Here is a 25,315-nt window from a genome sequence, read left to right as displayed (position 1 = left end):
TCGCAAGGGTTGGTTACGGAAGCTAGTATTTTCGAGCCGCTACTCCAGATGATTGCTGGCCCAGCGTAGAAGATTTGTGTACGCCGCGATGGCGGCGTGCAGGTCCTCGCGTAGGCCGGCCATAGTAATTAATCGAGATCTGCGGGTTCGGCGGTCCACGAGGCGCCACTCCACTCGTCGGGTCTTGCCTAGTCCGTTAGGGCGCGGATAAGCCTCGCCGATGACTCGCATGATGTTTCCGTGTGCCAACTCATTACGACGCCTCACTGCGGCCCACAGTTCCTCGCGTGGAAAGCTGCTGTTTGCTTCCGAGGGTTCGCCGCTTTCCAGTAACAACTCGACATGGCTCAGTCGTCTGCCGATCATCCACTGGTCTAGGTCGCGTTGACGCGTTTCGGGATCGTCTGGTCTCTCCAACTGCAGGATCACGTCGCCGAGAAGATCCTCTAAGATGGTGCACTGGGTTATAACAAGACCTCGCCGTTCATCAAGTGCGCTGCGTTCAGCGACCTCTTCCCAGTCAAGGTCGGCCGTGTCGTGGAATGATAGGAGGAGGTCATAGTCAGAGAAGACGTTCAAGGGTTCGTCCGAATCGTCGTCGAACGACACCTCCACAACCTCAACCGACATCTCCTCAAGGTTCCAAACGCTGTTCTCATCCAGCATCCCGGAATAGGCCCAGTCGACGGTGTACGAACATATAAGGTCGGGATAGTCTGGCGTCCGAAATATGCAGCTCCAACCGCTGTCGCCGGGCACTAGATCCGAACTCTTCCGCAGCACCTTGCCGTGACGTGGGCACCTCATATGTTCGGCGATTGAAGTCGCTTGCCACCGACAAAGTAGCGCGACCTGCTCAGGAGTGAAGGGCGCGTACACCTTTGGCGTGTGGGTCGGAAGTCCCAGAGCGATTCGGAGCGCCACGCGGTGTCTCCAATATCTAGTATCGGGAGGGCCAGTTCGGTGTGAACCTTGCGCCACTCTTATCCTGCCGTAGAACCGGCCCAGAGCACCTGATGCCGGCCCACCGAATCTGATGCGGAGACCCACGAACCTGATGCCCGCCCAGTGGACCTGATGCCTGCGGCACGAGTCACCGGTCGGGGTCCCGTCCAGGGGAAGTGTCCTTGTCCGGCTGGAGCGGCGCTTCGCAGTGCTCGTGGGCCGGCGCATCGGATAGCCGGACCGGCCGCCGTGGCATACTCGCGCCATGGATTCGTTCCGAAGGGACCGTGCCGCGTAGACGGCCTACCGCACTACGTGCGGCTCGCCCCTCTCGTCGCCAGGTACACGAGACGCGTTCCCATCTTCATGGGATCTCGGGCAGTGTGGTCGCTGACATCGTCCGGCTGGAGCGCCAAGACAACCGGCTGCGCCGTGGTGAGATCCGCAGGGCGCTTCAGCGCTGGATCGGCATAGCCCGTGGTCCGGCTGCAGGGCTGCTGGATGACTTTGGCGGGTGCCCCTGCGGCTGCACGATGGATTATCGGGAGGTGCTGGAGATCGCCCTGCTATCACTGCCCCGACGGGCGGCTCGCGAACTCCGCTACCTCGTGGAAGCGGCCGATCAGCTCTTCCTGAGCCGCACCCTGCCTGATCTGTGGGCTGATCCCCGGGCCCCATGGTGGCTACAGCGCATGTGATGGAGGACGCGTCGGGCTTCCGTCGAGGGCGGCCTTGATTACGCTCCGGTGAGCGAAGGCTGATCGACTGCCGGCCGGCGGAGCGCATCAAGCCGAGAGACGAGGCCGCGTTCGCGGCGACAGAACGGGCGTGTGAACAGTTCGGCCGGTGCGGTACACCCCCAAGTGGCTGGCCCATGCCGTAGACGTCAATGCCTGGCTGGTTACATCGCAGGCGCGTGAGCGGGCGACGGCTCAGCGGTTGTTGTATGCCTCGATCACGGAGACGGGGATCCGGCCCCGCTCAGAGACCTCGTAGGCGTTCTTCGCTGCCCACTCCCGGACTGCCTGGTTGTGGCTGCGGGCGACGCGAGTAGTCGCGGGAGGGGCAGCCCGGCGGTTGGTGCTGCCGGTCGCAATGCCTCCTCGTCCGACGCGCCGAGCGGCGCCGATGTAGGCGTCCAACGCCTTGCGGAGTTTCCCCGCGTTCTGGTCGGAGAGGTCGATCGCGTACGACGCGCCGTCGAGACTGGACTCCCGTGGCCGCGTTCCGCGGTCTTCGCCGGCTGCGGGTCGTCGCTCACCGGCGCGGCCTTGCGGACCTGCTCGCCGCCAATCCCGGCCTACAGGGACTCGCGTTGTGGCGGCTTTCCGTCGACCGCGTCGTTTCCGATGTCGTTCTGCCTCGACTGCAGTCATTGGCGTTGACTCTCGGCTCGCTCAAGGCCGCTGAGTGGCTCACCCCGATTCCCTCCCTCCGGTACCTCGCGCTCCGCACGGTGCGCAAGCTGACCGATCTCGCCGTGGTGACGCGTCTGCCGGCGCTGCAGTGGCTGTGGTTGGACGCCCTCCCTGTTGATCGGCTGGGTCAACATCTGCAGGACCTGGCGAAGCAGCAGGTACAGAAGGGACGCGGTCATGGCCTCCATCGTGTCGGCCACGCCGGCGGCGAGCATGTGCCGAACCGCAGGTCAGCGGATGTAACCCAATTCTCGAGCCCCACAAGTTCGGGGTCGTGAGGTTCCGGGACGGTCGGAGCGGTGGTTGGTCCCGTTGTCGGGCCGGTGGTCGGCTCCGTCGACCCGCGGCAGCCCTGCGCGACGTCGATTAGCGCCTCCTTCTCCGCCTCGTCTACGGACAGGTTCCACTCGGCCTTGGCGGCGACATAGGTCTTCACGTAGCCGCACACCGCAGGCTTGTGCGGTGGCAGCCACTCCGCCGCGTCGTCGTCGCCCTTCGACTGGTTCAGGTGGGCACCGACGCTGGTTGCTAGCACCAACAGAGCCGTCGGTAGCTGTGTAACAACACCATCGTGTGGGCCGTGGTACCGGCCTACGTTGCTTGCTGAGCAGCCGTGGTGAAGGGGTCGCCGTATGAAGGTCAGCGCCGCAGTCCTGACGACGATGGGGAGGTCCGCGCCGTACGGCAGCAGCCGGCCGCTGGTCATCGAGGAGTTGGAACTCGATCCGCCCGGGCCGGGGGAGGCGCTCGTCCGGATCGGCGCGGCCGGATTGTGCCACTCGGACCTGTCGGTGATCAGCGGTGTGCGACCGCGACCGACTCCAATGGTACTCGGTCACGAGGCCGCCGGCGTCGTCGAGGAGGTAGGCCCCGGAGTCACCACGCTTCGCCCTGGCGACCACGTCGTCTTCTCGTTCGTGCCGGTCTGCGGGACCTGCGTGTCCTGCCAGTCCGGCCGGCCCGCGCTGTGTGAGCAGGGCGCTGCGGCCAACAGGGCGGGGACACTGCTGTCCGGAACGCGGCCTTTCCGTCGCAGTGATGGACAACCGATCCACCACCATCTCGGGGTGTCGGGCTTCGCCGAGCGGACCGTGGCGTCAGCCGCCTCGTTGGTCGTCGTGCCGGACGACGTCCCGTTCGAGACGGCGGCGCTGTTCGGCTGCGCGCTGGTCACCGGTGTCGGCGCCGTGATCAATACGGCCCGCGCCGAGCCGGGCTACTCGGCGGTGGTGTTCGGCCTTGGTGGCGTCGGCCTCAGCGCCGTGATGGGCGCGCGGCTTGCCGGTTGCCATCCCATCATCGCTGTCGACACGGCGCCGGCCAAGTTCGAGGTGGCGAGACGACTCGGCGCGACGGAGGTGATCCGGGCCGGCGATCACGCGGTCGAGGCGATCCGTGATCTCACCCGGGGCGGTGCTCATTACGCGTTCGAGGCGGTCGGCGATGCCGACGTTCTCGCCGCGGCCTACGCGGCCACCCGTCCGGGCGGCACGACAGTCTCGATCGGGCTGCCGCATCCGGACCAGCGGCTGCCCCTTCCGGCTTTGGGCATTGTGGCCGAGGAGCGTCGTCTGATCGGCTCGTACATGGGCTCGGCGGTGCCCCGCCGTGACGTGCCGCGCTACCTCGCGCTCTATCAGGCGGGCTTGTTGCCCGTGGACGAGCTGCACAGCCGGGACGTCCGGCTCGCGGAACTGAACTCCGCCTTTGACGCGCTGGCGAGCGGGGACGTCGTTCGTCAGACCCTGCTCTTCGAGCGATCGACCACGATCCGCCCTTAACCCCCGAATTATCCCAACCCCCAGAGCCCGTACGGAGGACACGTCATGTCTAATACCGCACGCGTCGAGCATTCATCCATCCGAAAGGTGGTGGCAGCGAGTCTGGTCGGCACCACGATCGAGTGGTACGACTTCTTCGTCTTCGGATCCGCTGCCGCGCTCGTCTTCAATACCCTGTTCTTTCCGAAGTTCGACCCGCTCGTCGGGACGATCCTGGCATTCGCCACCTACGCCGTGGGTTTTGTCGCCCGGCCACTCGGTGGCATCGTGTTCGGTCACTTCGGTGACCGGGTCGGGCGCAAGCGCATGCTCGTGCTGAGCCTGCTGATCATGGGCGTGGCGACGTTCGCGATCGGGCTGCTGCCGACCCACGCCTCCATCGGCGTGTGGGCGCCGATCCTCCTGGTCATCTGCCGCCTGCTGCAGGGCTTCGCCGTCGGCGGTGAGTGGGGCGGCGCGGTACTGATGGTCGCCGAGCACGGCGACCCGGCGCGGCGTGGATTCTGGGCCAGCTGGCCACAGGCCGGCGTGCCCGCGGGTAACCTGCTCGCCGTCGGTGTGCTGGCCATCATGACCGCCACGACCTCCGACGCGGCCTTCGCCTCTTGGGGCTGGCGGGTGCCGTTCCTGCTCAGTGCCGCTCTGGTCGCCATCGGCCTCTATGTCCGCGTGTCGTTGCGCGAGTCACCGGTCTTCCAGCGGGCCCAGGCGGAGATGGAGCGCGCGCAGGAACCCCGGCGGGCGCCGATGCTGGAGGTCGTACAGCGGTACCGGCGCCCGGTCCTCGTGGCGATGGGCGCCCGCGTCGTAGAGAACGTCTCGTACTACATCTTTACCGTGTTCGTGCTGACATATGTCACGACCGAACTCGGCATGCGCAGGGCGACCGCCCTGAATGCGGTACTGATCGCTTCGGCCGTTCATTTCGCCGCCATCCCGCTATGGGGCGCCCTCTCCGACCGGGTCGGACGACGGCCGATCTACCTGCTCGGCGCGGGTGGGGTCCTCGTCTGGGCGTTCCTGTTCTTCACGCTGGTGGACACCAGGTCCTTCACCGCCATCACCGCCGCCATCGCTGGCGGTCTGATCCTCCACGCCGCGATGTACGGTCCTCAGGCGGCGTTCTTCTCCGAGCTGTTCGGCACGGGCGTGCGCTACAGCGGCGCCTCCATCGGCTACCAGCTCGCCTCGGTGTTCGCCGGCAGCCTCGCCCCGATCATCGCGGTGGCCCTGCTCGCCGAGTTCAACTCGACTGTGCCGATCTCGATCTATGTCGCGGCCATGGCGGTGATCACCATCGCCGCCCTGATCGCTTCGCGGGAGACCGTGCGGGCTGACCTTGCGGACGAGCCCGGTTTCGCACCCGCCGCAGCGGTTCCCACCCGCGCCTCTGTCAACGAGACCGCATGACCGAGACCGTCACGCCGTGCTGGATCGCCGGGCAGCCCTAGCTGGGTGACACCGCCCTGCGCGTCGCCCACCCCTACGACGGCAGGCACCTGGGTACCGTGTCGATCCCCACGGCACATCAGGTCGAGGCGGCAGTCGCCGCCGCGTACGCCATCCGGTACGCGGCGGCGGCGCTGCCGGCGCACACGCGGGCCGACGCGCTGGCGCACGTGTCGGCGCGGCTCGCCGAGCGCGCCGACGAGGTGTCCCGCGTCATCGCTGGCGAGACCGGTAAGCCGCTGAAGCGGGCGCGCGGCGAGGTGCCGTACGGCGGGATCAAGGCCTCAGGCGTCGGCAGGGAGGGGATCCGCGCGGCCATGGAGGACGACACAAGACGTACGGGTCCTGGTGTTCAGCGGAGTCGACCTTTAGCCCCGCATGTGGGGAGGCATAACCTCCTTTCATGGCACGTTCATTCGTTGAGCTCCTTAACGAGGAGGCCCCGCCCGAGGCGTTCGAGGAACAGCTTCGCCTCGCACGCGACGAAGACGCGAGCGAGGCGGAGCTTGAACGGCTGCGAGCGGAGATCGAGGTCTCGCTCCGGGTACGCACCAAGATGACGCAGCAACGCCAGCGCGAGGCGGAGCTGCGCGCGCTGTACGAAACGGCGACTGACCTGGCCGCCATCCGCGACGTCGACTCAGTGCTGCGCGCCATCGTCCGCCGCGCGCGCGACCTCCTCGGCGTCGACCTCGCCTACCTCAGCCTCATCGACGACGAACGGCGCGACGTGTACATCCGGGTCACCGACGGGTCGGTGTCCGCCCGGTTCCGCGCGATCCGGTTGCCGCTCGGAGCGGGATTGGGCGGACTCGTCGTACACACCACCACCCCGTACGCCACCGGCGACTACCAATCGGATGATCGTTTCCTGCACACCACAGACGTCGACGCCGCCGTCAGCGACGAGGGTATCCACGCCCTGCTCGGTGTGCCGCTGCTGCTCGCCGGCAGAGTCATCGGGGCGTTGCTCGCCGGAAACCGTTCACCGCGCCCATTTCCACCCGAGGAGGTGGCGTTGGCCACCCGCCTCGCCGCGCACGCCGTCGTCGCGCTCGAGAACGCCCGGTTGTTCTCCGAGACCCAGGCCGCGTTGCATGAGCTGGATCACGTGACCGCCCTCGTACGGCGGCATGCACACGAAGTCGAACTTGCCGCCGACGCGCACGACCGACTTACCGGAGTGCTGCTCCACGGCGGCGGCGCCGTCGACGTCGCCAAGGTACTCGCCGAAGTTCTCGGCGGCGGCGTTGCGGTGCTTGATCCCAATGGTGCCGTGCTTGCCGCCGTCGGGGGAGAGACACCACCGGTCGACGAGTCGCTGCTCGCCGCCGTACACGAAGCCCGGCGCACCGGAGGCACCGTCGAACTGGACCTGCCGATCGACCGCTGCTGGCTGGCGGCCGCGGTGGCCGGCACCAACCACCTGGGCACCCTTGTGCTGTCCGGCCCTGACCGGCTGGCCCAGTCAGCTCAGCGGATCTTCGAACGCGCAGCGGTCGTCACAGCGCTGCTGTTGCTGTTTCAGCGCTCGGTCGCGGAGGCCGAGCACCGCGTACGAGGGGAACTCCTCGAGGACGTGCTGCTGCGTCCGGAGCGGGACTCCGCTACGTTGCGCGAGCGGGCCCGCCACCACCGTGCCAACCTCGATCTCGAACACGCCGTCGTCGTCGCCGCAATGGACTACAGCGACCGGGAGCGGGCCGTGGCCGTGGCCGCCCGGCTGGCAGCGGAGCATCGAGGCCTCGCTGGACACCGCGACGGCCGTTTCGTCGTGATCCTCCCGGGTAGGGCACCGGCCGAGGCGGCGCAGTTCGTCTCGGCTCGGCTACGCGAGGCACTCGGCTGCGTCGTGACGGCGGGCGCCGACGGACCCGCCGCCGGTCCCGCGGCGATCCGCGACGCCTATCACGAAGCCCGCCGCTGCCTGTCCGCCCTGCTCGCGCTTGGCCGACACGGTGAATCTTGCGACGTCGGCGGGCTCGGGTTTGCCGGGATGATCCTCGGCTCCCCCGGGCCTGACGACGTCGATGGCTTCGTACGGGCGAGACTGGGACCGCTGCTCGATCATGACGCACGGCGGGGAAGCGACCTCGTCGGCACGCTGGAGGCATACTTCGCCAGCGGGGGAAACCTCAAGGCGGCGCGATCGGTACTGCAGGTGCACACCAACACGGTTGCGCTGCGACTGGAGCGCATTGCGACTCTGCTCGGCGTCGGCTGGAAGCAGCCACAGCAGGCGCTGGAACTGCAACTCGCGTTGCACCTGCGCCGGCTTCGGCAGTCGATGACGGAACCGACAACCTCGCATCCGTCTTGACCTGACGGCACGCCCGGCGAGACCGACGCTGCGCCTGCCGAAAATGCCATCCGGCCAGGTCAGGCTGCCTGCCGGTGTTCGTGGAGGATGCCGCCGAGGCGATCGCGGCGTCGTATGTCGAGGCTGCGGGGTTCAAAAAAACTGTCACCAGTGGTGAGCTGGACCTTCATGCTGCTCATTCGTACTCGTTGATGAGCCCTGCGAGGACGGGGCGGCGGCTGATCCGCTCATGGGTGAGGTCGACGACGGGTCGGTCGGATCGTCGGGGCTGTAGCGCGAGGGCTCGATGTGGCCGTCGCCCGTTGTAGTTGGGGCGGCGTAATCGCCGAGCGTTTGGCGTAGATGGGCCGGATCATCCTGCCGGCCCTCTACGACGGTGCGGCCCTCGGCAGTGCCGCTCAGCGGGCCTTCCGACACCACCACACCCGCCGGCGCCACCGCACCCCAGCCCAGCCGCCGCACCGCCATCCACCCACTGGCCGGCAGACGCCTGCCATCAGGGCCGACCCCGGCGGCAAGCACCGCAAGATCGGCATCCGACCAATGCGCGCCTATCACCTGGCTGGCCATGCCTCGCACCAGGTCCGCCAGCCACCCCACCCGCTCGGCAAACACCCGCCCAGCCACAGGCGCCTGAGTTCCGGGCGCGTCGGGCTTACCGCCGCACACCGCCCGGTACGCGGTGCACGTCGCGGTCGACGTCACCCAAGAGCCAGCCACCACCCCACACCCCTACCCGCAGCAACCCCAGCAGTCGACGCTTCACCATACGGGACCGGACCCCCCGAATCCGGCCGGCGAACACGGCCACCAGCGACCGGAAACACCACACAGGACCGCCTAGCCAACCAGCCAGCAGCGGCAAACCCTGGCCGTGCCGGGGGCGCGGGTTGACCTTCCTGCGGGTGGGCGTGGCTCACGGGACAACTCCTCGACGGGGCGGAACGCACGGACCGCGGCTACGGCAAAGCCCTCAGGGCGATTCAGGATGGTCCAGGCGAAGCCGGCGGGACAAGCCTGACAGGCGTGTGTCCCGCCTGCGGCTCGGCGGCGCGAGCCAGACCCCGGTCGACCCGGTCGTCCGCGTCGCGTCCTGTCGACGCCCAGCCCGCTCAGGTGCAGTGCTTGAGCACGTCCAGGACGAGAGAGACGGCGGGGACGCCGGTGAGCGCGTACTGCATCCGGCCGTGGGCGCGGTAGCGGCGCACGAGCCGGGCGTGGCGCAGGTGCCGAAGCTGGTGCGACACGTGCGGAGCCGGTAGCTGCAGCGCATTGCTGAGTTCGGTGACGCAGGCGTCGGCTCGCGTGAGCTGTTGCAGGATGCGGATGCGCGCCGGGTGGGCGATGGTGCGTAGCAGCTGGCTGATCTCCTCGAACGCGGCGGGTTCGGCGGTCACGGCGCGGTGAGGGAGAGCGAGCGGAGCTCGTCGCGCAGGCGGTGTGCCGCCAATGACACGAGCAGGACGGCGGCGGCGGTCAGCGAGATGCTGCCGCCGGCGGCAACATCCCACAGCCGGGAGAGCCACAGCCCCGCCACAGCGCTGCCGGCGCCCAGCGTGGCGGCGAGAGCGGTCATGGGGGCGAGACGGTCCGTCCAGGCGCGGGCGGCCGCGGCGGGGGCGACGATCAGGGCCAGGGCGAGGATGGTGCCGACGGCGGGCACGATCGCGACGACGACGAGGTCGACCAGCAGCAGGAGAGCGAGATCCAGCAGCCGGACGCGGTGCCCGGCGGCGCGGGCGCCGGCGGGGTCGAAGCCGACATACAGCAGGTGCCGGCCGCCGACGGCGAGCGCGACAGCGGTGAGCGCCAGCAGGACGATGGTCACGACCAGGTTCTCGGTGGTGACGGTGAGGATCGAGCCGACGAGGAAGGCGGACAGGTCCCGACTGAAACCGTTCTGCGTGGCGACCAGGGCGACGCCGAGCGCGAAGCCGGCGGACAGGATCACTCCGGTCGCGGCGGTGGCCTCCTGGCCGCGGGTACGCGCCAGCCCGGCGACGGCGGCAGCGGTCAGCAGCCCGGCGACCACCCCGCCGAGGTAGATGTTGATGCCGAGGATGGACGCGGCGACCACGCCGGGAAACGTGGCGTGGGCCATGGTCATGGTGAAGAATGACAGCCGGCGCAGCACGACGTGCACGCCGACCAGGCCGGTGAGCACGCCCACGGCGACGGCTTCGACCAGGGCACGGCCGAAGGTGTCCTGCAGCAGCCAGCTCACGGAGTCACCTCCTGATCGGGACGGTGCGGCCGGCGGCGGAGCTGGCCGGCGAGCAGGGCGAGCAGGTAGCAGACCACGAGGGTGAGCACCACCGCGGCGGCGGAGGTGAGCCGGACGCCGTATCGGACGGAGGCGGTCCAGCTGGCCAGCAGGCCGAGGTAGGCGGCAAGGCCGGTGACGGCGGTGGCGATGACGGCCATGGCGGTGAGCCGGTCGGTCAGCAGGCGCGCGGTGGCGGCGGGCACGATGAGCAGGGCGATCACCAGGATGGTGCCGACGGCTTGCACGGCGGCGACGACGACCAGCGCGACGGCCGTGTTGAGCCCGAGGTCCAGCAGGGTGAGGCGGTACCCGGCGGTGGCGGCGGCGATGGGGTCGAAGGCGCGCAGGACCAGCGGCCGGGCGGTGACGGCGAGGCCGGCGAGCACGATCGCGGCCAGCACGGCGGTCTGGGCGAGCTGGGCGGGGGTGACGGTGAGCAGCCGGCCGAACAGGAACGCGGTCAGGTCGCTGGTGTAGGAGTGTTGACGGGAGACGAGTACCACGCCGAGGGAGAACATGGCGGTGAGCAGCACGGCCACCGTCGTGTCGTCGCTGAGCTGCCCCCAACGGGTGAGCACGGTGAGCGCGAACGCGGTCAGCAGGGCGGCGACGAGCGCGCCGCCGGCGATGCCGGTCCACCCGGCGACGAGGAATCCGATGACCACGCCGGGGAAGACGGTATGGGTCAGCGCGTCGGCGACGAACGCGAGCCGGCGCAGGAACACCAGCACGCTGACCGGCCCGCAGACCACGGCGAGCAGGAGCAGCTCGGCGATGGCGCGGCCCATGAACGGCATGCTGAACGGCGCGACCAGAGCATTCATGCCGTCACCGCCCGGGCCGCGCGGCGTGCAGGTCGACAGACTGGCTGCCGTAGCCGTAGGCGGCGGGCAGCTCGGCGAGGATCTGCGCGGTGGGGCCGGTGACGGCGCGGCCGCCGTGGATGAGGCAGGCGGTGTCGGCGAGGTCGCGGGCCAGGCGCAGGTCGTGGGTGCTCAGCAGGACGGCGGTGCCGGCGGCGGCGAGGTCCCGCAGCTGCGCCACGATGACGTCCTGGCTGGTGACGTCGAGACCGTTGAAGGGTTCGTCCATGAGCATCAGTCGGGCTTGGGCGGCGATGGCCCGGGCGAGTAGGACTCGTTGGCGTTGGCCTCCGGACAGCAGCCCGAACCGGGTCCGCGCCCGGTCGGCCAGCCCGACGCGGGCCAGCGCGTCCGCGGCGATGGCGCGGTCGGTCGCACGGATCTGCCGTAGCCAGCGGTTCGGCCGGTAGCGGCCCATGAGCACGACGTCGGCGGCGGTGACGGGGAAGTCCGCGTCGAGGGTGTCGACCTGGGGCACGTAGGCGGCGGCGCCGCGCGCCTGCCGCGCCCACCGTCCGGCGACGGTGACCGTGCCGGCGAGGACGTCGGCGAGCCCGACGACGGCCTTGATGAGGGTGGACTTGCCGGCGCCGTTGGCGCCGACGAGGGCGACGATCTGGCCGGGTGCCACCGTGAGGTCCACGTCGGTGAGGACGGCGCGGCGCCGGTAGCCGACGCCGGCCCCGACGAGGCGGAGGGCGGCGTCGGCTACCGGCGCGGGGGTGGGTTCAGCCACCGAGGGCCGCCACGATGGTGTCGGTGTTGTGTTCCTCGGCGCCGAGGTAGGTGCCCTGGGGGGTGCCGTCGGGGCCGAGGCTGTCGCCGTAGAGGGCGTCCTCCCCGCCGACGACCTTCACGCCGGCCTGCCGGGCGATCGCCTCGGCCGCCTTGGGCGGGAGGGAACTCTCGCTGAAGATGGCCTTGGTGCCGGTGGCCTTGATCTTCGCCACCAGGTCGTTGATCTGGGTGGCGGACAGCTCGGCGCTGGTGTCCAGGCTGGGGATCACCGAGCCGATGAACTGCAGCCGGTAGCGGTCGATGTAGTAGCCGAACGCGTCATGGTTGGTGACCAGCTTGCGGTCGTCCGCCGGCAGGGCGGCGAACTTGCGTTCGTTGTCCGCGTCGAGCTTGTCCAGCTTCGCCGCGTACGCCTGGAAGTTGGCGCGGTAGGCGTCGGCGTGGCCGGGGTCGGCGCTGATGAGCGCCTTCTCGATGTTCTCCGCCATGGTCTTGGCGTTGCGGGGGTTGTGCCAGACGTGCGGGTCGCCGTCCTTCATCTCCTCGTTGCCGGGGTCGCCCTTGCGCAGAGCGACCCCCTGAGAGGTGTCGACGACGGTTCCCTTGAAGCCGGCGGAGGTGATGGTGTCGTCGAGCCATTCCTCAAGCCCGACGCCGTTCTTGATGACGAGCTTGGCGGCCCCGATCGCTTGGATGTCGGCGGGAGTGGGCTCGTAGTCGTGGGGGTCCACGTTCGGCTTGATGATTTGGGTGACGCCGACGGCGTCGCCGCCGATGTTGCGCGTGAAGTCGGCGACCTCGGGCGTCGTGGCGACAACGGCGATCGTGCCGTTCTTCGCCGCGGTCGGGGTGGCGGTGTCGGTGTCGGCACCGCAGCCCGCGGCGGCGCCGAGCACGGCAATCGCCAGGACGGTGCCGAGCGTACGGATGGATAGGGTCACAACCGCTCCTTGCTCATTGGATGAGCGGAACGGTAGTCATTTGCAATAAGCGCGTCTAGCTGTCAGGTGCGCATATCAACACCCGTGCAATCCGCCTTCTACTCGTACGGCTCGGCGGGTGCGGGGATCTGTTGCCAGTCCTCCACCTGGAAGTAGGGGACGTCGGCGTCGTTGACGGGATCCTTGGCGGTGTGCGGGATCCACCGGCCGGTGGCCTGCACCCAGGTGTCGGCCGGCATCCGTGGAACGTTGCCCCGCAGGCCGATCTTGACGGGGACGCCGTCGGCGGCGCAGCAGGACAACATGATGCGGGCGAGCATGCGCTCGCCGTCCGAGCCGGGAGCGATGAAGCCGGTGAGCTGGATCCGCCGGTCCTGCAGTGTGCGTCCGTGGTCGTAGACGGCGCGGTAGCCGTAGTCGAGGAGGGTGAGCTCGGCCGGGTCGCCGGGAGGCAGGGGCGGGTAGGCGACGTCCCGGTCGTCGGTCAGGGCGGAACCGGCGCGTGAGGCGGTGTCGGCGCCGAGTGCCGGCGGCACGACGAAGACCAGGGCGAGTGCCGGCAGCAGCAGCAACCAACCGACGACGGGTCCCGACTGGCCGTGCCCGTGCCCGTCGTCGTCCGGTCCGCCCTCGGGCCGGTTCAGAGCGCGGAGTTCCTGCACGAGGGCCATCACCGCGGTGATGACGAGCAGCGCCCCGGCGGCGATGAGGAATGGTCGCAGCCCCTGTTTGACGTAGCGCAGGTACAGGTCGGTGACGCTGGCCACGAGGATCGCGCCACCGAGGAAGACCAGCACCACTGCCTGAGTTCCGCGACTCACCAGATCACCGTTCCCAGCGCGGCCGCGACGAGCACGGCGAGGGCGAAGGTGGCCGGGGCGAACCGGACGGCGAACCGCCGCCCGAAGATGCCGGCCTGCATGGACACGAGCTTCAGATCGACCATCGGGCCGACCACGAGGAAGGCCAGCCGGGCGGTGAGGGAGAACTGGGACAGCGACGCGGCGACGAACGCATCCGCCTCGGAGCAGATCGACAGCAGCACGGCCAGGGCCGCCAACGCCAGCACCGACAGCACCGGTCGGGCGGCCAGCTCGTGCAGGAGTTGTTGCGGCACGGCGACGTTGATGGTGGCCGCGGCCATGGCGCCCACGACGAGGAACCCGCCGGCGTGGATGATGTCGTGCCGGCAGGCCGTCCAGAACGCCGTCATCCGGGGCAGCCCGTCGAGGTGGGCGCGGTGCGGCAGGCGGATCCAGTCCGTGCGACCCAGCCGCAGCCACAGCCATCCCATCAGCAGGGCGACCAGCAGACTGGCGCCGCCCCGGGCGGCGACCATCTCCGGGTTGCGGGGAAAGGCGACCGCGGTGGCGGTGAGCACGATCGGGTTGATCGCCGGCGCGGCGAGCAGGAACGCCAGCGCAGCGGCGGGGGTGACACCGCGCCGGATCAGCGATCCGGCGATGGGCACCGAGCCGCACTCGCAGCCGGGTAGCACCACCCCCGCGACGCCCGCGACCGGAACCGCCAACGCCGGGTGGCGGGGCAGCGCCCGGGCCCAGAACGCGCGGGGTACGAACACCGCGATGACGGCCGACAGCACCACCCCGAAGACGAGGAACGGCACCGCCTGCACCATCACCGACACGAACACGGTCAGCCAGGTCTGCAGACGCGGGTCGGTGACCAGTGCGCCGATCGGACGGTGCAGGACGCCGACGAGGATGAGCAGGAAGCACAGCACCTCGGTCGAGCCGACCAGCCGTTCTCTGTCAGAGGCGGCGGGCTGGTCGCTTGCGCTGGCCGGGACGGCTGGCGTGACGGGGGCTGCTGGGTCAGTCGTACTCAGGGCGGATCACCTTTCCGGTCGACCACAGCATCCTACTGTGATCACCCTGTCACAGAGTGTTCGAAACGGGCGATGCCCGTCCCGGTGGGGAGCCGGGGACGAGCATCGCGAACGCGAGTCAGTTCACGGCGCCGATAGACACCGAGCTGGCCAACGACCGCCCCTTCGTCGATGACCAGGTTCAGCTCACCGAACAGCTGCCGGCAGGCAGCGGGCGCGGCAGGCTGGCGGGGAGGATGTGAACATATGCGCAATGCATAATGGGTTCGGATGTCACGTGACTGCGGCGGTCACGGGATGACAGGGAATCGGGCGTCGAGGCAGGCGCTGTGACGAGCGGAGACGGCAGACGGTGACCCAGGCAACGCCCAGTGCGACCCGCAACACCCGACAGCGCGCCGAGGTGCTGGCGCTGCTGCGCGAGGTGGAGGGCTTCCACAGCGCGCAGCAGCTGCACCAGATGCTCGTCGACCGGAAGGCGCGCGTCGGCCTGACCACCGTCTACCGGACGCTGCAGATGCTGGTCGACAGCGGCGAGATCGACTCGACCCGGCTGCCGGGCGGGGAGCAGCTGTACCGGCGGTGCAGCCAGAGCCGGCACCACCATCACCTGGTGTGCCGCGAGTGCGGCCGCACGGTCGAGGTGGCCGGACCTGCGATGGAGCGCTGGGCGGACCAGGTCGCCAGCCAGCACGGCTTCACCGACGTCGGTCACACCCTGGAGATCTTCGGCAGGTGCGGAACGTGCGCCGCCTGACCGGCACTGCTCTGAATCAGGCGCCCACCACCGCAGGTTGGCTGACCGTTTGCGGTCCCATCTGAAACTCCGGGTCGATCTGATCGGTGAGATCCACACCGGCACGCTCGTTGGCCCACGCGGCGGCGTTGCGCCGGTGGAACTCGTGCGCCCACCGGGTGAACGCCGCCCAGTCCTGCGGTGTGTCGTCCACTGCCTCTACGAGCTGGGCGAGGGCTGCCCGGTTGGCGGCCTCCAGTTCGGTCAGCGGGCCGACCGTGCCCCGTTCCGCCCGCCGCACGTAGCCAGATCTGCTGAACCAGGTCAACAGGTCGCCGCCGACGTGCTCCCGGAGGAACTCCACGTCGCCGGCGTCCTCGACCTTGTTCCCGACGACCGACAGCGCCACCCCGTAGTCGTTGGCGTAGCCGACGTACTGCCGGTAGACCCCCACGCTGCGCACCGTCGGCTCGCACACCAGGACCGTGCGGTCGAAGCGGGTGAACAATCCGGAGGCGAACGCGTCCGCGCCCGCAGTCATGTCGACCACGAGGTACTCGCCCGGACCGTCGAGCATGTGGTTGAGCAGCAACTCCACCGCCCCCACCTTCGAGTGGTAGCACGCCACGCCGAGATCCTCCGTGGCGAACTCGCCGGTGACCGCCAGCCGCACCCCACCGACCTCCCGGACGCACGCGGCGTAGACGGGGTTGTCCTCGGCCACCCGTAGCAGCCGCGACCCGCGCCCCGGCGGAGTCGTCTTGACCATCTGCCCGGAATTCGGAATGCGGGAGTTCGCGCCGCGCAGGTAGTCCTTGATGGCCGGCAGGTGCTCACCGAGCGGCGGCACCGGCGGCGGCGTATCCGCCTCGCCGCCCAGGGCGGCAGCGAGATGCTGGTTGATGTCGGCGTCGATGGCCAGCACCGGCAGGCCCTGGCCGGCGAGATGCCGGGCGAACAGCGCGGCGAGAGTCGTCTTGCCGCTGCCACCCTTGCCCACGAACGCGACCTTCACCGCTGACACCCTCCCAAACTATTGGAAACCATTTCCATGAGCGGGAGCGTACGCGATGAGGTCGGGCGTACGTGCAGTATCCAGGCGACTCACCGCAACGATTAGCCATCGGGCAGCTCACCACCTCTCGGCCCGTCGCTACCGCCGGCGCACCACCTCGCCGCTGAGCCGCCGGATGGTACGCAGCGTCGTCGCGCGGTCCCCGGTCACCTCGACCAGGAACAGCAGATGCCGCACGCCGGGAAGTGCGGCGGCCGCGTCCACGACCGCCCGGCATCGCTGCGGAGACCCGGATGCGCGGCGATCAGACGCCGGACGTACTCGTCGATGTCGGGCGCGCCGGCCGCGGCGCCGTCGAGCCGGACGTACTCCCTGGTGCCGGCCAGTAACTCCGGAAGCCGCTCGCGCACCGTCCGGGCTGCATCCGCGTCGGTGTCCTCGACGTGCGCCAGGTGGGCGCTCGCGTGCGGCACCTGCGTGCTGTCGTGATCGTGCGCAGCGGCGACCTGCGCGTACCGGTCGAGCAACGACCGCTTCTCCAGCCGATCCGCGTGCAGCCCGAGCAGCAGCAGGGGGAGGCCGTGGCGGGCGGCGAGGTCCACGGTGGCGGGTGAGGTCGCCGCGACCCACGTCGGCACCGGCCGACGCGGCCGGGGCACCACCTGCACCGACCGGAAGGGAAACCTCCCGTTGCCGGCGACCTGCGCCGCGCCGGACAACCACCGCAGCACGATCTCCAACGCGTCGGCAAATCCGTGCGTGTAGCGATCCAGGTCACTGCCGAAGACCTCGAGGTCGACCCACGGCCCACCCCGGGCGACTCCCAGCCGGAACCGGCCCCCGGACAGCTCGTTGAGCAGCACGGCCTCCTCCACCAGGCTCACCGGGTTTCGGACCGACAGCACGCACGCGGCGGTGCCGACGGTGATGCGGCGGGTCGCGCCGAGCAGGTGCGCGGCGAAGGTGATGGCGGACGGGCACACGCCGTAGGAGATGAAGTGGTGCTCGGCCACCCAGACGCCCGCGTAGCCCGCGGCCAGGCCGTAGCGGTGCGCGTCCGCCAGGGCCTGCGCGTGCGTGCCGCCGGCCCGGTGCCCGGCGAGCAGGAACAGGTGCGCCTGCACCTGCTCGCCGGGCCTGCGACTGCCGTACGCGTCAGCAGTCACGCAGCTCTGGCGACTGATTGAGCAACTGGCCCCGGGTGGAGATGAACCTGCGGTACGTGTCGGAGTCCACGGCGGGCAGCCGGAACGCCGCCACCCGGTGGCAGTTCTGGAACGCCAGCTTCACCCCGAAGTGGCGCTCCAGGCTCGCCCGGATGGCGTCGCTGGCCAGCGCGCGCAGCAGCTGTCCGCGCTCCGCCTCGGTGGGCGGTGGTACGACGTTGTCGGCGAATTCGGCGTCGGACGATTCCAGGTCGGCGACCACCCGGCTGACGGTGTCCCAGGCGTACGGAAGGGAGTCCCGGACGCAGGCGACGAAGGTGTCGTCGTCCACGGGGCCGGTCTCGGCGGCTTCGAGCAGAGCGGGCGGCACGGTGAGAGACATGGTCCTCCTCAGGGCCCTTAACGACCATGGTTGCCGTTAGCGTTATGGTCCGAGCACATCACGTAACCAGGGTCGCGGTCAACAGTCGACGCCTGTTCCCGACCCAGGTGGTCAACGCTGGTCGTCCGTGCTCGGGCGGGCGCGTCGCTAGTGCGGTCTGAATGGCGCAAGCCTCTGCAGCGCGCTCGGTGACATTCGAAGCGGAATTCATTATCGTGACCTCGTCCGCGAGGTAGGGGGTACCTCAGGTGAGGCGGACCTGGCTGGCGGCGCTCACCCCAGGGCGCACGTCGGCCGCACCTCTTCGTGACCCTTCGCCTCTTCATCGGCGTGACCGTGCAGCCGCCCGCCGCGATACCGGATGCTAAGGGATGTCTCGTAACCCCAGTGTCTGTCTGCTGAGGACGATGATCGAGGATGCCGGGGCGCAGGTGATCTCCGCAGCCCGCCCGGAGTGGATCTTCCCGTTCACTGGGCTGCAGCCCGCCCAGTTCCGCCGGCTGGTCCGGCTGGTCGCCGAACGAGGCGCGGACGCCATCGCCGACGGGCGGCCGGGCCGGCAGTGGGCGCTCGACCTGGCCGACCGGGTACTGCTGTCGGAGACTGATCTTGTCGCAAAGACCTGTCTACCGATGGCTCCACGCCCATATCCACCAGTGTCTGCTATGGACACATTGCCCGTGTCGCCCCGATCGGCACCCCGACCCTTGTTGAGATCACCTCACTGCGTCCTGGACCTCAGCTTTTTCTTTAACCTCGGCGCCCGTGTGCCGCGCTGATCCTGTGTGGACTCGGCGTGTCGTGGAGACGTAAAGCGGCCACCGCCTGATGATCCTTCGCGTTCCCTGCAAGGACACGAAGAACAGAACAGGTGGTGGCCGTGGCCACGATTCTGGACTATCTGGGTGGCGTCGTGTTGCCCGACACGCCCACGCCGGACACATCGGCGGTCGGGTCGGACGAGGATCCAGCAGCGAGGTTGGCCGGGTTTCGTCGGGACTTCTACCTGTGTCTGCCGCGTCGGGCGGACGCGTTGTTCGAGCTCACCGACGCGCTGCTGTGCTCGGGCGGGCCGGTGACCAGCCTGGTCGACCTGTCGTTGGCCGTCGAGCACCGCCGTGGTCACGGCGCCCTATACGACGCTCTGGGTGCCGGCGGAATCGATGTCGCCCGGCTGCGAGTGACCCTCGCCGGGCTGGCGCTGCCCCGCACCACGGACGGGGGATCATGCTCGCTGTTGACGTCAGCAACTGGCTGCGCCCGGACGCGGCCACCAGCCCAGGCCGGTTGTTCTGCCACACCTACGGCCGCGGCAGAGGCTCCGCCCAGATGATCCCCGGCTGGCCGTACTCGCTCGTCGCTGCCTTGGAACCAGGCCGCACGTCGTGGACGCAAATGCTCGACGCGGTACGGCTGGGCCCGGCCGACGACGCCACCGCGGTCACCGCCGACCAGCTCCGGCAGCTGATCGACCGGCTGATCCGTGCCGGGCACTGGCGGCCCGGCGACCCGGACATCCTGATCGTCTGCGACACCGGCTACGACACCGCCCGGCTGGCCTGGGTGCTGTCCGACCTGCCCGTGCTCCTGATCGGCCGGATCCGCTCGGACCGGGTCCTGCGGTTTCCCAAGCCGAGCAGGCAGCCGGGTGTCATCGGCCGTCCCCGCAAACACGGCGCCGAGTTCGCCTGCAACGACCCGGCCACCTGGCCCGCGCCACGGCACACCACCCTCACTCCGACCAGCCGCTACGGCACCGCCCAAGCCGACAGCTGGGACCAGCTGCACCCCAGGCTGACCCGCCGCACCTGCTGGATCGACCACGACGGGGACCTGCCGATCATCGCCGGCACCCTGATCCGGCTACAGGTCGAGCACCTGCCCGGCGAGCGCGACCCCAAGCCGGTGTGGCTGTGGTGCTCCGCCATCGGCGCCACCGCCGCCGATGTCGACCGCTGGTGGCAGGCCTTCCTGCGCCGCTTCGACCTCGAGCACACGTTTCGACTGTTCAAACAGACCCTGGGATGGACTCGGCCGAAGACCCGCACCACCGAAGCCGCTGACCGGTGGACCTGGCTGATCATCGGCACCTACACTCAGCTACGCCTCGCCCGACCCCTCGTCGCGGACCTGCGTCGGCCCTGGCAGCGGCCAGCGGCACCTGACCGACTCACTCCCGCCCGGGTCCGTCGCGGGTTTCGGAACCTGCGTCCGACCACCGCCCTGCCGGCCAGTGCACCGAAACCCAGCAGACCAGGTCCTGGACGACCACCCGGCTCCCGCAACCGCCGGCCCGCACCCCGCCACGACGTCGGCAAAACCGTCAAGCGTGACTTGACCATCGCAGCACGTAAGCAAGGCGAGGGTTAAAGATCAAGCTGAGGCATCCGCTGCGGCGGTCGCTTCGGCGGCCAGGCGTTGCTTCTCCTCTGGGTCGAGGCTGGCTTCCCACTCGGTGAAGCGGTGGAGGCGGTCGAGGAGCATGGCGCCGTAGGCGTTGGTGGCGGCGATCTCGCGCAGGTATGCGGCGGGCGAGGACGCCTACCAGCCGCCCCGGCCACTGTTTCGATGCGTGTGCGCCGGCGCCGGCGGTTGAGCAGTTCGGTCTGCATCCGGCCCCAGAACGACTCGATCATGCCGTTGTCGTAACAGTCACCGATCGATCCCATCGACGGCGCCAGGCCGGCTTCCTGAACTCGGCGGGTGAAGGCCCATGAGGTGAACGCCGTGATCGGAGTGGATCACGGTGCCGGTGGGTTGGCGGTTGCTGATGGCCATGCTCAGGGCGTTGGTCACCAACGTGGCCGTCTGGGTGGCGTCGATGGACCAGCCGTCTTCATGGCCGCCGGCGCGCCGCGTCGAATCCGTCGTCGGGCAGAAGCGTCCGACGGGCCCCCGCCGTTACACCGATCAGCCGGATCTGACACTGACGACGGACAGCCGCGCCCGAGCGTCGATTTTCCCTGCTGCGAGACTTGTGATCAGTGGGAATCGGATGGAGGCTGCGGGAGAGCGACCACCGCGTCCGGGAGCCGGCGCCATCCGCGACGGCGACCGGGTGTGGCGCGCCGCGCAGGAAACATTCCCCACACCAAGGGAGTCTCATGCGCATCAGCCGGCTCGCCGCGGCCTCCGCCGCGGCGCTCCTCCCGCTCCTGTCCCTCGCAGCCGCCGATCTGGCGGCCGCCGCGCCGCTCACCCCGGGTGGTTCCACCGAGGTGACGGTCGGCAGCAATGATCTGCTCTTCTCGCAGAACAAGCAGAACGAGCCGGGCCTGGCGGTCAACCCGGTGCACCCGAACATCCTCGTCGCCGGGGCCAACGACAACATCGACATGGAGGCATGCAACGCGGGCGACGACCGTACCTGCCCATTCACGCCGGGCGTCGGCGTTTCGGGTGTGCAGTTCTCCGCGGACTCGGGCCGGACCTGGACGCAGCCCACCTACACCGGTTACTCCGCCCGCGTCACGCCGAGCTGCCGTGGCGCAGTCGACACGGCGCCCGGCGTGCCGCCGGCCGGCGACACCGGCTGCGTGCCGGACCCGAAGGGCCCGATCGGCACCCTGCCCGGCTACTACGAGCGGGGGATGGTGTCCAACGGCGACCCCGAACTGGTCTTCGGGCCGGTCCCGAAGAACGGCAAATTCTCCTGGGCGAACGGCCAGCGCCTCTACTACGCCAACATCGCCACCAACTTTCCCGGCCGGCAGGCCTTCGCCGGTGACGCGGCGATCGCCGTGTCGCGTACCGACGACCTCGCCGGCGCGATGGCAGGCAAGAACAGCGCCTGGATGTCCCCGGTGATCGTCACCAAGCAGAACTCGGCGCTGTTCAGCGACAAGGAGCAGATCTGGGCTGACAACGCCGCCTCCAGCCGCTGGTTCGGCAACGTCTACGTCTGCAACGTCGGCTTCCGGGGCACCGCCGGCTCGGAGCCGGTGCTCTTCGCCCGCTCCACCGACGGCGGAACCACCTGGCGGACCCGGCAGCTCACCGCCGCGACCAACAACGGCCAGACCGGTGGACGACAGGGCTGCGCGATCCGCACCGACAGCACTGGTGTGGTGTACGTGATCTGGGCCGGCACGGACATCCAGACCCGGCAGGACGTCTTCTATCAGGCCCGTTCGTACGACGGTGGGGCCACCTTCGAGCGGCCGCGGGTGATCCTCCGGGTCAGCGGCATCGGCCAGTTCGACCCGGCGCAGGGCCGGTTCACCATCGACGGCATCGCCGGGGCCCGGACCAGCAACTTCCCGAGCCTCGACATCGCCAACGGCGCGCCCACCGGAGCGGACGCCAGCAACCAGATCCTCGTCACCTGGTCGGACAACCGCGCCGGCACCAACCTGGAACGCGCGTACGTGGCCAGCTCGCGCAACGGCGGCCAGACGTACTCGGCGCCGATCAACGCGAACGACGGCGCCGACCGGGCGAACTTCCCGGCCATCGCCATCTCCCCGGACGGCACCGACGCCTGGCTGGTCTACAACGCCTGGCTCGACCCGTGGCGCAGCGACACCACGTCGTCCCGCCTCATGCAGGGCGTGGTCCGGCACGCCGACGTCAACCGTACGACCGGGGCCGTCGGGGCGTGGACGACGGTCCACCGGGGCGCCGTCGGGGACGGCCGGGCTTCCAGCGCCAACGGTCTGACGGCCGAGTTTCTCGGCGACTACAACTACGCCGTCGCCACCCGCGACTTCGGTTCGGCGGTGTGGAACGACGTCCGCAACGCGGCGGTCTGCCCGGCGATCAACACCTACCGGCAGGCGTTCGTCGAGGACGTGACGGGTGGCGCCACCGATCCGGTGGTGGCGGACGAGGCGGAGGACCGGGACCAGGCCGCCGAGCTGCCGGCCTCGCACTCCACGGAACTGCGGCCGGGCCCGAACAACCAGTGCCCGGCCACCTTCGGCAACTCCGACATCTACGGCGGCACCTTCAGCGACGAGTCCTGACAGGTGCTCCCGAGCGGTGATCCGCCCGGGATGTGGCGGGTCCGATCCAGGAGATCGGACCCGCTCCGCTGTGTACGGAAGGTGCCGCAAGGACGGGTCCGCGGCCTGGAAGGTCCCGATCCACCCGGAAGGAACGGAGACATGCCGGTGGCCGGGCGCCGGGTACGCCCGGCCACGATTGTCGTGCCCCCCAGATCAGAAGGCACTTCCTCTTTCAAGAGCCACGATGCGGGCAGCCCTTACCGAAGGGCCCAGGCTAGCCGTTAGATCCGCGTCCCACGAGGTCGGCGCTTACCTGCCATAGTCGCTTGGCTGCGGCCCGGTCGTAGGAGGACTTGCTTGACGTTTTCGGCTTGCTGTTGGCGAAGTATCTGCCGCTGATTCCTTGCACCTCCCATGAGGAGGCCAGGTAGATCGAGGTGGCCGCACCCCTTTCGGGAGACTTGAGCCACGGCCGGATCAGGGGAAGCAAGACCCTCCACATTAGAGGGACATCCTCGGCGGCGAATCCGGTGCTTACCACGCCGGGGTGCAGCACGGTGGCGGTTACTCTTCTGCCTTCCAGGCGACCGGCCACCTGGTAGGTGAACATGATGTTGGCCAGCTTCGACTGGCTGTAGGCGTGCCAGGGTCATTGCGTTGTCGGGTAGGTGCTGGTCACGGCGGTGATGAGGTCGTGTGGGCGGCGGTTGGCGCGTCGGGTCGCGCGGGCGATGTTGGTGTCGCCGTTGGTGCGGTGGTAGCCGATCGAGGTGTTGCGCAGAGTGGCCAGGACGGCGGGTCCGGTGCCGGTGCGGGCCTGGTGGAGGTCCTCACGGAAAGTGACGTCCCGGACGTGGTGGACCATGTCTTCGATGTGCCATTCGCGGCGGGCCCAGTCCTGCAGATCGGCGGGTTGGGCAGCTCGGCGGGTAGAGACACCGTGAAGTAGACGGCCTCGCGGCTGGTCTTCGCGCCGGTGGTGCGGGTCCGGGTGATCCGGACGGCCTGCTCGGCGTGGGGGAACCTGATCCCGCCGGGGGTCCGCAGGGTGATGGCTCTCACGGCGGCCGTGGCCGGTGTCGCGGCGGCGGTCTCCGATCGGGATCTCCGGCCAGGGCAGGGCTTTGAGCTGGGCGAACAGGGTGGGCTGGTTGCCTTTCGCCGGGATCATCAGGTAGGCGCCGCGGGCGGCGATCTCCTCGGCCTGGGCGGTCTGGGCGTGCAGGGCGTCGGCGATGAACAGCAGACCGGTCAGGCTGCCCAGCACTTGTTCGACCGCGTCGAGCAACGGCGCGAACGCGGGGATTTCGTTCGACTTCGCGGCGATGGTGACCTGGGCCAGGACGATGCCGGTGCTGGTGTCCAGCGCGGAGAGCAGGTGGACCTGGCCGCCGTCGCGGCGGCGGGCTCCCCGCAGTCTTCCCATCCACGGCGATCACCGTGCGGTATCTGCCTGGCCGGGGTGGAACCGGCCGGGCACGGGCCTTCAGCCAACCGGCCAGGACGGTGGCCAGCAGCCCGTCGTCCAGGCGGGTCAACAGGCGCCACACCGTCGTACCCGCCGGCAGCCCACGACCGAAGCCGAGCCGGTCGCGGGCCTGCTCGTCCAGATCGTGCAACCAGTCGGTGATCGCGGCGAACGACGACGCGCCCGCCAGGACCGCGCACACCGCGACCGCGAGCAGGCCCGACAGCGGATAACGCACCCCACGCGGATCGCCGGGATCCGGGACTACCGACAAGGCGTGCAGCAGCCCCGTTGCCTCACCCTCGGTGACCGACGGTGGTGGCGCGTCAGGGTGGCCAGCGACCACGGACAGTGCGGGGATCGGGCATGATGACATCGGCGGGTGAGATCCTCGGGGTGTCGTGAAGCGTAGAGAACTCCATGATCACCGACGTGATCTCACCCGCTCTACCGGCCCTCCACAGAGGCCACTCACTCCGCAGATTCCCAGCTCAAGACACCCGCCGACCGACTACGCAATCACCCTGGTCTGCCAGGACAGTTCTGAACTTGGCGTTTCCAACCGTGCATCCCGGCGAGATCGGTGGGTCTTCGGCGACCGCGACAGCGGCGCCTACCTGCAGAAATTCACCTGGACCAGGATCGTGCGGCACCAGATGGTCCCCGGCACCGCGTCACCTGATGACGCGGCACTGGCCGACTACTGGAACAGCCGACGGCAACGCCCGAGGCTGCAACCCCCAGCCGACCGCACCACCCAACGGCTGCTCGACAGTCAACAGGGCCGGTGCCCCTACTGCGGGCAACTCCTCCTGCACGCCGACCGCCCACCACAAATCCCACGAGAATGGGAACAATGGTATAGCGGCCTGCGGAAAGCTATGGACCACAACGCCATCAGCCTACGACAGGACGGGCACCCCGCACGGTCCGCCACTCCGTCTGCTCCACACCCACTGCCACCGCCGGACCACCGGCACAACGGCAGGCCAGCCATCTGCACGCCAGCGAGCCACAGGGCTTGCTTGAGCC

The 25,315-nt window shown here is 69.3% G+C and carries 22 protein-coding genes and 5 pseudogenes; 11 read left to right on the top strand and 16 right to left on the bottom strand.

Annotated features, from left to right (window positions below; translation table 11 throughout):
• Window positions 1–39: 39 nt before the first annotated feature.
• On the bottom strand, window positions 40–924 hold the full coding sequence (locus tag I8N68_RS30305; protein ID WP_200216391.1) for a hypothetical protein: 885 nt from the start codon (window positions 922–924) through the stop codon (window positions 40–42).
• Window positions 925–1,328: 404 nt separating this feature from the next.
• Here I8N68_RS30305 and I8N68_RS30300 point away from each other — a divergent pair, with 404 nt between their 5' ends.
• On the top strand, window positions 1,329–1,643 hold the full coding sequence (locus I8N68_RS30300; protein WP_200216388.1) for a hypothetical protein: 315 nt from the start codon (window positions 1,329–1,331) through the stop codon (window positions 1,641–1,643).
• 234 nt (window positions 1,644–1,877) lie between these two features.
• Here the strand turns inward: I8N68_RS30300 and I8N68_RS34100 are convergent.
• Window positions 1,878–2,177 (bottom strand): annotated as a pseudogene (locus I8N68_RS34100) (histone-like nucleoid-structuring protein Lsr2); the annotation flags it as partial.
• On the opposite strand from I8N68_RS34100, the gene I8N68_RS30290 reads away from it, so the two are divergent.
• From I8N68_RS30290 to I8N68_RS30270, 5 genes and pseudogenes are all read left to right on the top strand, one after another.
• Window positions 2,162–2,641, top strand: coding sequence for a hypothetical protein (locus tag I8N68_RS30290; RefSeq protein ID WP_307813037.1), 480 nt, complete (start codon window positions 2,162–2,164; stop codon window positions 2,639–2,641). The pseudogene I8N68_RS34100 and the gene I8N68_RS30290 sit on opposite strands and share 16 nt — an antisense overlap.
• Window positions 2,642–2,995: 354 nt before the next feature.
• On the top strand, window positions 2,996–4,144 hold the full coding sequence (locus I8N68_RS30285; RefSeq protein WP_200216382.1) for a zinc-dependent alcohol dehydrogenase family protein: 1,149 nt from the start codon (window positions 2,996–2,998) through the stop codon (window positions 4,142–4,144).
• A gap of 45 nt (window positions 4,145–4,189) precedes the next feature.
• Window positions 4,190–5,554 (top strand): MFS transporter, encoded by a 1,365-nt coding sequence (locus tag I8N68_RS30280; RefSeq protein WP_200216380.1) that lies wholly within the window; start codon window positions 4,190–4,192, stop codon window positions 5,552–5,554.
• Between the two features lie 41 nt (window positions 5,555–5,595).
• A pseudogene (locus I8N68_RS34400) lies at window positions 5,596–5,847 on the top strand (aldehyde dehydrogenase family protein); the annotation flags it as partial.
• Between the two features lie 149 nt (window positions 5,848–5,996).
• Complete coding sequence (locus I8N68_RS30270) at window positions 5,997–7,913, top strand: helix-turn-helix domain-containing protein (RefSeq protein WP_200216378.1); 1,917 nt, start codon at window positions 5,997–5,999, stop codon at window positions 7,911–7,913.
• A gap of 144 nt (window positions 7,914–8,057) precedes the next feature.
• On the opposite strand, the gene I8N68_RS33370 is transcribed toward I8N68_RS30270, so the two are convergent.
• The 8 genes from I8N68_RS33370 to I8N68_RS30230 all read right to left on the bottom strand — a co-directional run bounded on the left by I8N68_RS33370 (window position 8,058) and on the right by I8N68_RS30230 (window position 14,570).
• Complete coding sequence (locus I8N68_RS33370) at window positions 8,058–8,483, bottom strand: hypothetical protein (RefSeq protein ID WP_234040874.1); 426 nt, start codon at window positions 8,481–8,483, stop codon at window positions 8,058–8,060.
• 542 nt (window positions 8,484–9,025) lie between these two features.
• A complete protein-coding gene (locus tag I8N68_RS30260; protein ID WP_200216376.1) occupies window positions 9,026–9,310 on the bottom strand; it encodes an ArsR/SmtB family transcription factor in 285 nt (94 codons plus the stop codon).
• A complete protein-coding gene (locus tag I8N68_RS30255; protein WP_307813036.1) occupies window positions 9,307–10,137 on the bottom strand; it encodes a metal ABC transporter permease in 831 nt (276 codons plus the stop codon). The genes I8N68_RS30260 and I8N68_RS30255 overlap by 4 nt, the downstream gene beginning before the upstream one ends.
• Window positions 10,134–11,003: a metal ABC transporter permease gene (locus I8N68_RS30250; protein WP_234040873.1), complete on the bottom strand. Its 870-nt coding sequence runs from the start codon at window positions 11,001–11,003 to the stop codon at window positions 10,134–10,136. Before I8N68_RS30250 ends, I8N68_RS30255 begins: the two co-directional genes overlap by 4 nt.
• Window positions 11,004–11,007: 4 nt before the next feature.
• Window positions 11,008–11,778, bottom strand: a complete 771-nt coding sequence (locus tag I8N68_RS30245) for a metal ABC transporter ATP-binding protein (protein WP_200216374.1) — start codon at window positions 11,776–11,778, stop codon at window positions 11,008–11,010.
• Entirely contained in the window at window positions 11,771–12,721 is a 951-nt protein-coding gene (locus I8N68_RS30240) for a metal ABC transporter substrate-binding protein (RefSeq protein ID WP_307813035.1), read from the bottom strand. Before I8N68_RS30240 ends, I8N68_RS30245 begins: the two co-directional genes overlap by 8 nt.
• Window positions 12,722–12,819: 98 nt before the next feature.
• Window positions 12,820–13,542 carry a TIGR03943 family putative permease subunit gene (locus I8N68_RS30235; RefSeq protein WP_200216372.1) on the bottom strand — a complete coding sequence of 241 codons (723 nt, stop codon included), beginning with the start codon at window positions 13,540–13,542 and terminating at the stop codon, window positions 12,820–12,822.
• Window positions 13,539–14,570 carry a permease gene (locus tag I8N68_RS30230; protein WP_200216393.1) on the bottom strand — a complete coding sequence of 344 codons (1,032 nt, stop codon included), beginning with the start codon at window positions 14,568–14,570 and terminating at the stop codon, window positions 13,539–13,541. Before I8N68_RS30230 ends, I8N68_RS30235 begins: the two co-directional genes overlap by 4 nt.
• Before the next feature lie 56 nt (window positions 14,571–14,626).
• On the opposite strand from I8N68_RS30230, the gene I8N68_RS30225 reads away from it, so the two are divergent.
• Together I8N68_RS30225 and I8N68_RS30220 are read left to right on the top strand one after the other, a co-directional pair.
• Window positions 14,627–14,812: a hypothetical protein gene (locus I8N68_RS30225; RefSeq protein WP_200216370.1), complete on the top strand. Its 186-nt coding sequence runs from the start codon at window positions 14,627–14,629 to the stop codon at window positions 14,810–14,812.
• A gap of 110 nt (window positions 14,813–14,922) precedes the next feature.
• The gene (locus I8N68_RS30220; protein ID WP_200216368.1) at window positions 14,923–15,327 is read left to right on the top strand and encodes a Fur family transcriptional regulator; all 405 of its coding nucleotides are present in this window, start codon (window positions 14,923–14,925) and stop codon (window positions 15,325–15,327) included.
• Between the two features lie 16 nt (window positions 15,328–15,343).
• On the opposite strand, the gene I8N68_RS30215 is transcribed toward I8N68_RS30220, so the two are convergent.
• From I8N68_RS30215 to I8N68_RS30205, 3 genes are all read right to left on the bottom strand, one after another.
• Window positions 15,344–16,321: an ATP-binding protein gene (locus I8N68_RS30215; protein ID WP_200216365.1), complete on the bottom strand. Its 978-nt coding sequence runs from the start codon at window positions 16,319–16,321 to the stop codon at window positions 15,344–15,346.
• Window positions 16,322–16,527: 206 nt separating this feature from the next.
• Window positions 16,528–17,487, bottom strand: a complete 960-nt coding sequence (locus I8N68_RS30210; protein ID WP_307813034.1) for an LLM class flavin-dependent oxidoreductase — start codon at window positions 17,485–17,487, stop codon at window positions 16,528–16,530.
• Entirely contained in the window at window positions 17,477–17,869 is a 393-nt protein-coding gene (locus tag I8N68_RS30205) for an SCO5389 family protein (protein ID WP_200216363.1), read from the bottom strand. Before I8N68_RS30205 ends, I8N68_RS30210 begins: the two co-directional genes overlap by 11 nt.
• A 407-nt stretch (window positions 17,870–18,276) precedes the next feature.
• On the opposite strand from I8N68_RS30205, the pseudogene I8N68_RS30200 reads away from it, so the two are divergent.
• A pseudogene (locus I8N68_RS30200) lies at window positions 18,277–18,474 on the top strand (hypothetical protein); the annotation flags it as partial.
• A gap of 266 nt (window positions 18,475–18,740) precedes the next feature.
• Window positions 18,741–20,239: pseudogene (locus I8N68_RS30195) on the top strand (NF041680 family putative transposase).
• Here I8N68_RS30195 and I8N68_RS34395 read toward each other — a convergent pair.
• Window positions 20,236–20,550 (bottom strand): integrase core domain-containing protein, encoded by a 315-nt coding sequence (locus I8N68_RS34395; RefSeq protein WP_372433911.1) that lies wholly within the window; start codon window positions 20,548–20,550, stop codon window positions 20,236–20,238. The pseudogene I8N68_RS30195 and the gene I8N68_RS34395 overlap by 4 nt on opposite strands.
• Window positions 20,551–20,973: 423 nt before the next feature.
• On the opposite strand from I8N68_RS34395, the gene I8N68_RS30185 reads away from it, so the two are divergent.
• Window positions 20,974–22,833, top strand: coding sequence for a sialidase family protein (locus I8N68_RS30185; RefSeq protein WP_200216359.1), 1,860 nt, complete (start codon window positions 20,974–20,976; stop codon window positions 22,831–22,833).
• A gap of 631 nt (window positions 22,834–23,464) precedes the next feature.
• On the opposite strand, the gene I8N68_RS30180 is transcribed toward I8N68_RS30185, so the two are convergent.
• Together I8N68_RS30180 and I8N68_RS33355 are read right to left on the bottom strand one after the other, a co-directional pair.
• Window positions 23,465–24,241, bottom strand: a complete 777-nt coding sequence (locus tag I8N68_RS30180; protein WP_234040871.1) for a transposase — start codon at window positions 24,239–24,241, stop codon at window positions 23,465–23,467.
• 121 nt (window positions 24,242–24,362) lie between these two features.
• Window positions 24,363–24,659: pseudogene (locus I8N68_RS33355) on the bottom strand (transposase family protein); the annotation flags it as partial.
• Window positions 24,660–25,315: the final 656 nt, after the last annotated feature.

The organism is Micromonospora coerulea, assembly GCF_016598485.1.
In the GTDB taxonomy this organism is placed as follows: Bacteria; Actinomycetota; Actinomycetes; order Mycobacteriales; family Micromonosporaceae; genus Micromonospora; species Micromonospora coerulea.
The sequence above is the reverse complement of the archived record's forward strand: the minus strand, read 5'-3'. Positions and strand labels throughout refer to the sequence as shown.

Coding starts and splice junctions, on each gene's coding strand:
- I8N68_RS30285 (WP_200216382.1), top strand. CDS start 2,996: ATGAAGGTCAGCGCCGCAGTCCTGACGACGATGGGGAGGTCCGCGCCG.
- I8N68_RS30280 (WP_200216380.1), top strand. CDS start 4,190: ATGTCTAATACCGCACGCGTCGAGCATTCATCCATCCGAAAGGTGGTG.
- I8N68_RS30270 (WP_200216378.1), top strand. CDS start 5,997: ATGGCACGTTCATTCGTTGAGCTCCTTAACGAGGAGGCCCCGCCCGAG.
- I8N68_RS33370 (WP_234040874.1), bottom strand. CDS start 8,483: ATGGCCAGCCAGGTGATAGGCGCGCATTGGTCGGATGCCGATCTTGCG.
- I8N68_RS30250 (WP_234040873.1), bottom strand. CDS start 11,003: ATGAATGCTCTGGTCGCGCCGTTCAGCATGCCGTTCATGGGCCGCGCC.
- I8N68_RS30205 (WP_200216363.1), bottom strand. CDS start 17,869: ATGTCTCTCACCGTGCCGCCCGCTCTGCTCGAAGCCGCCGAGACCGGC.
- I8N68_RS30185 (WP_200216359.1), top strand. CDS start 20,974: ATGCGCATCAGCCGGCTCGCCGCGGCCTCCGCCGCGGCGCTCCTCCCG.
- I8N68_RS30180 (WP_234040871.1), bottom strand. CDS start 24,241: ATGGGAAGACTGCGGGGAGCCCGCCGCCGCGACGGCGGCCAGGTCCAC.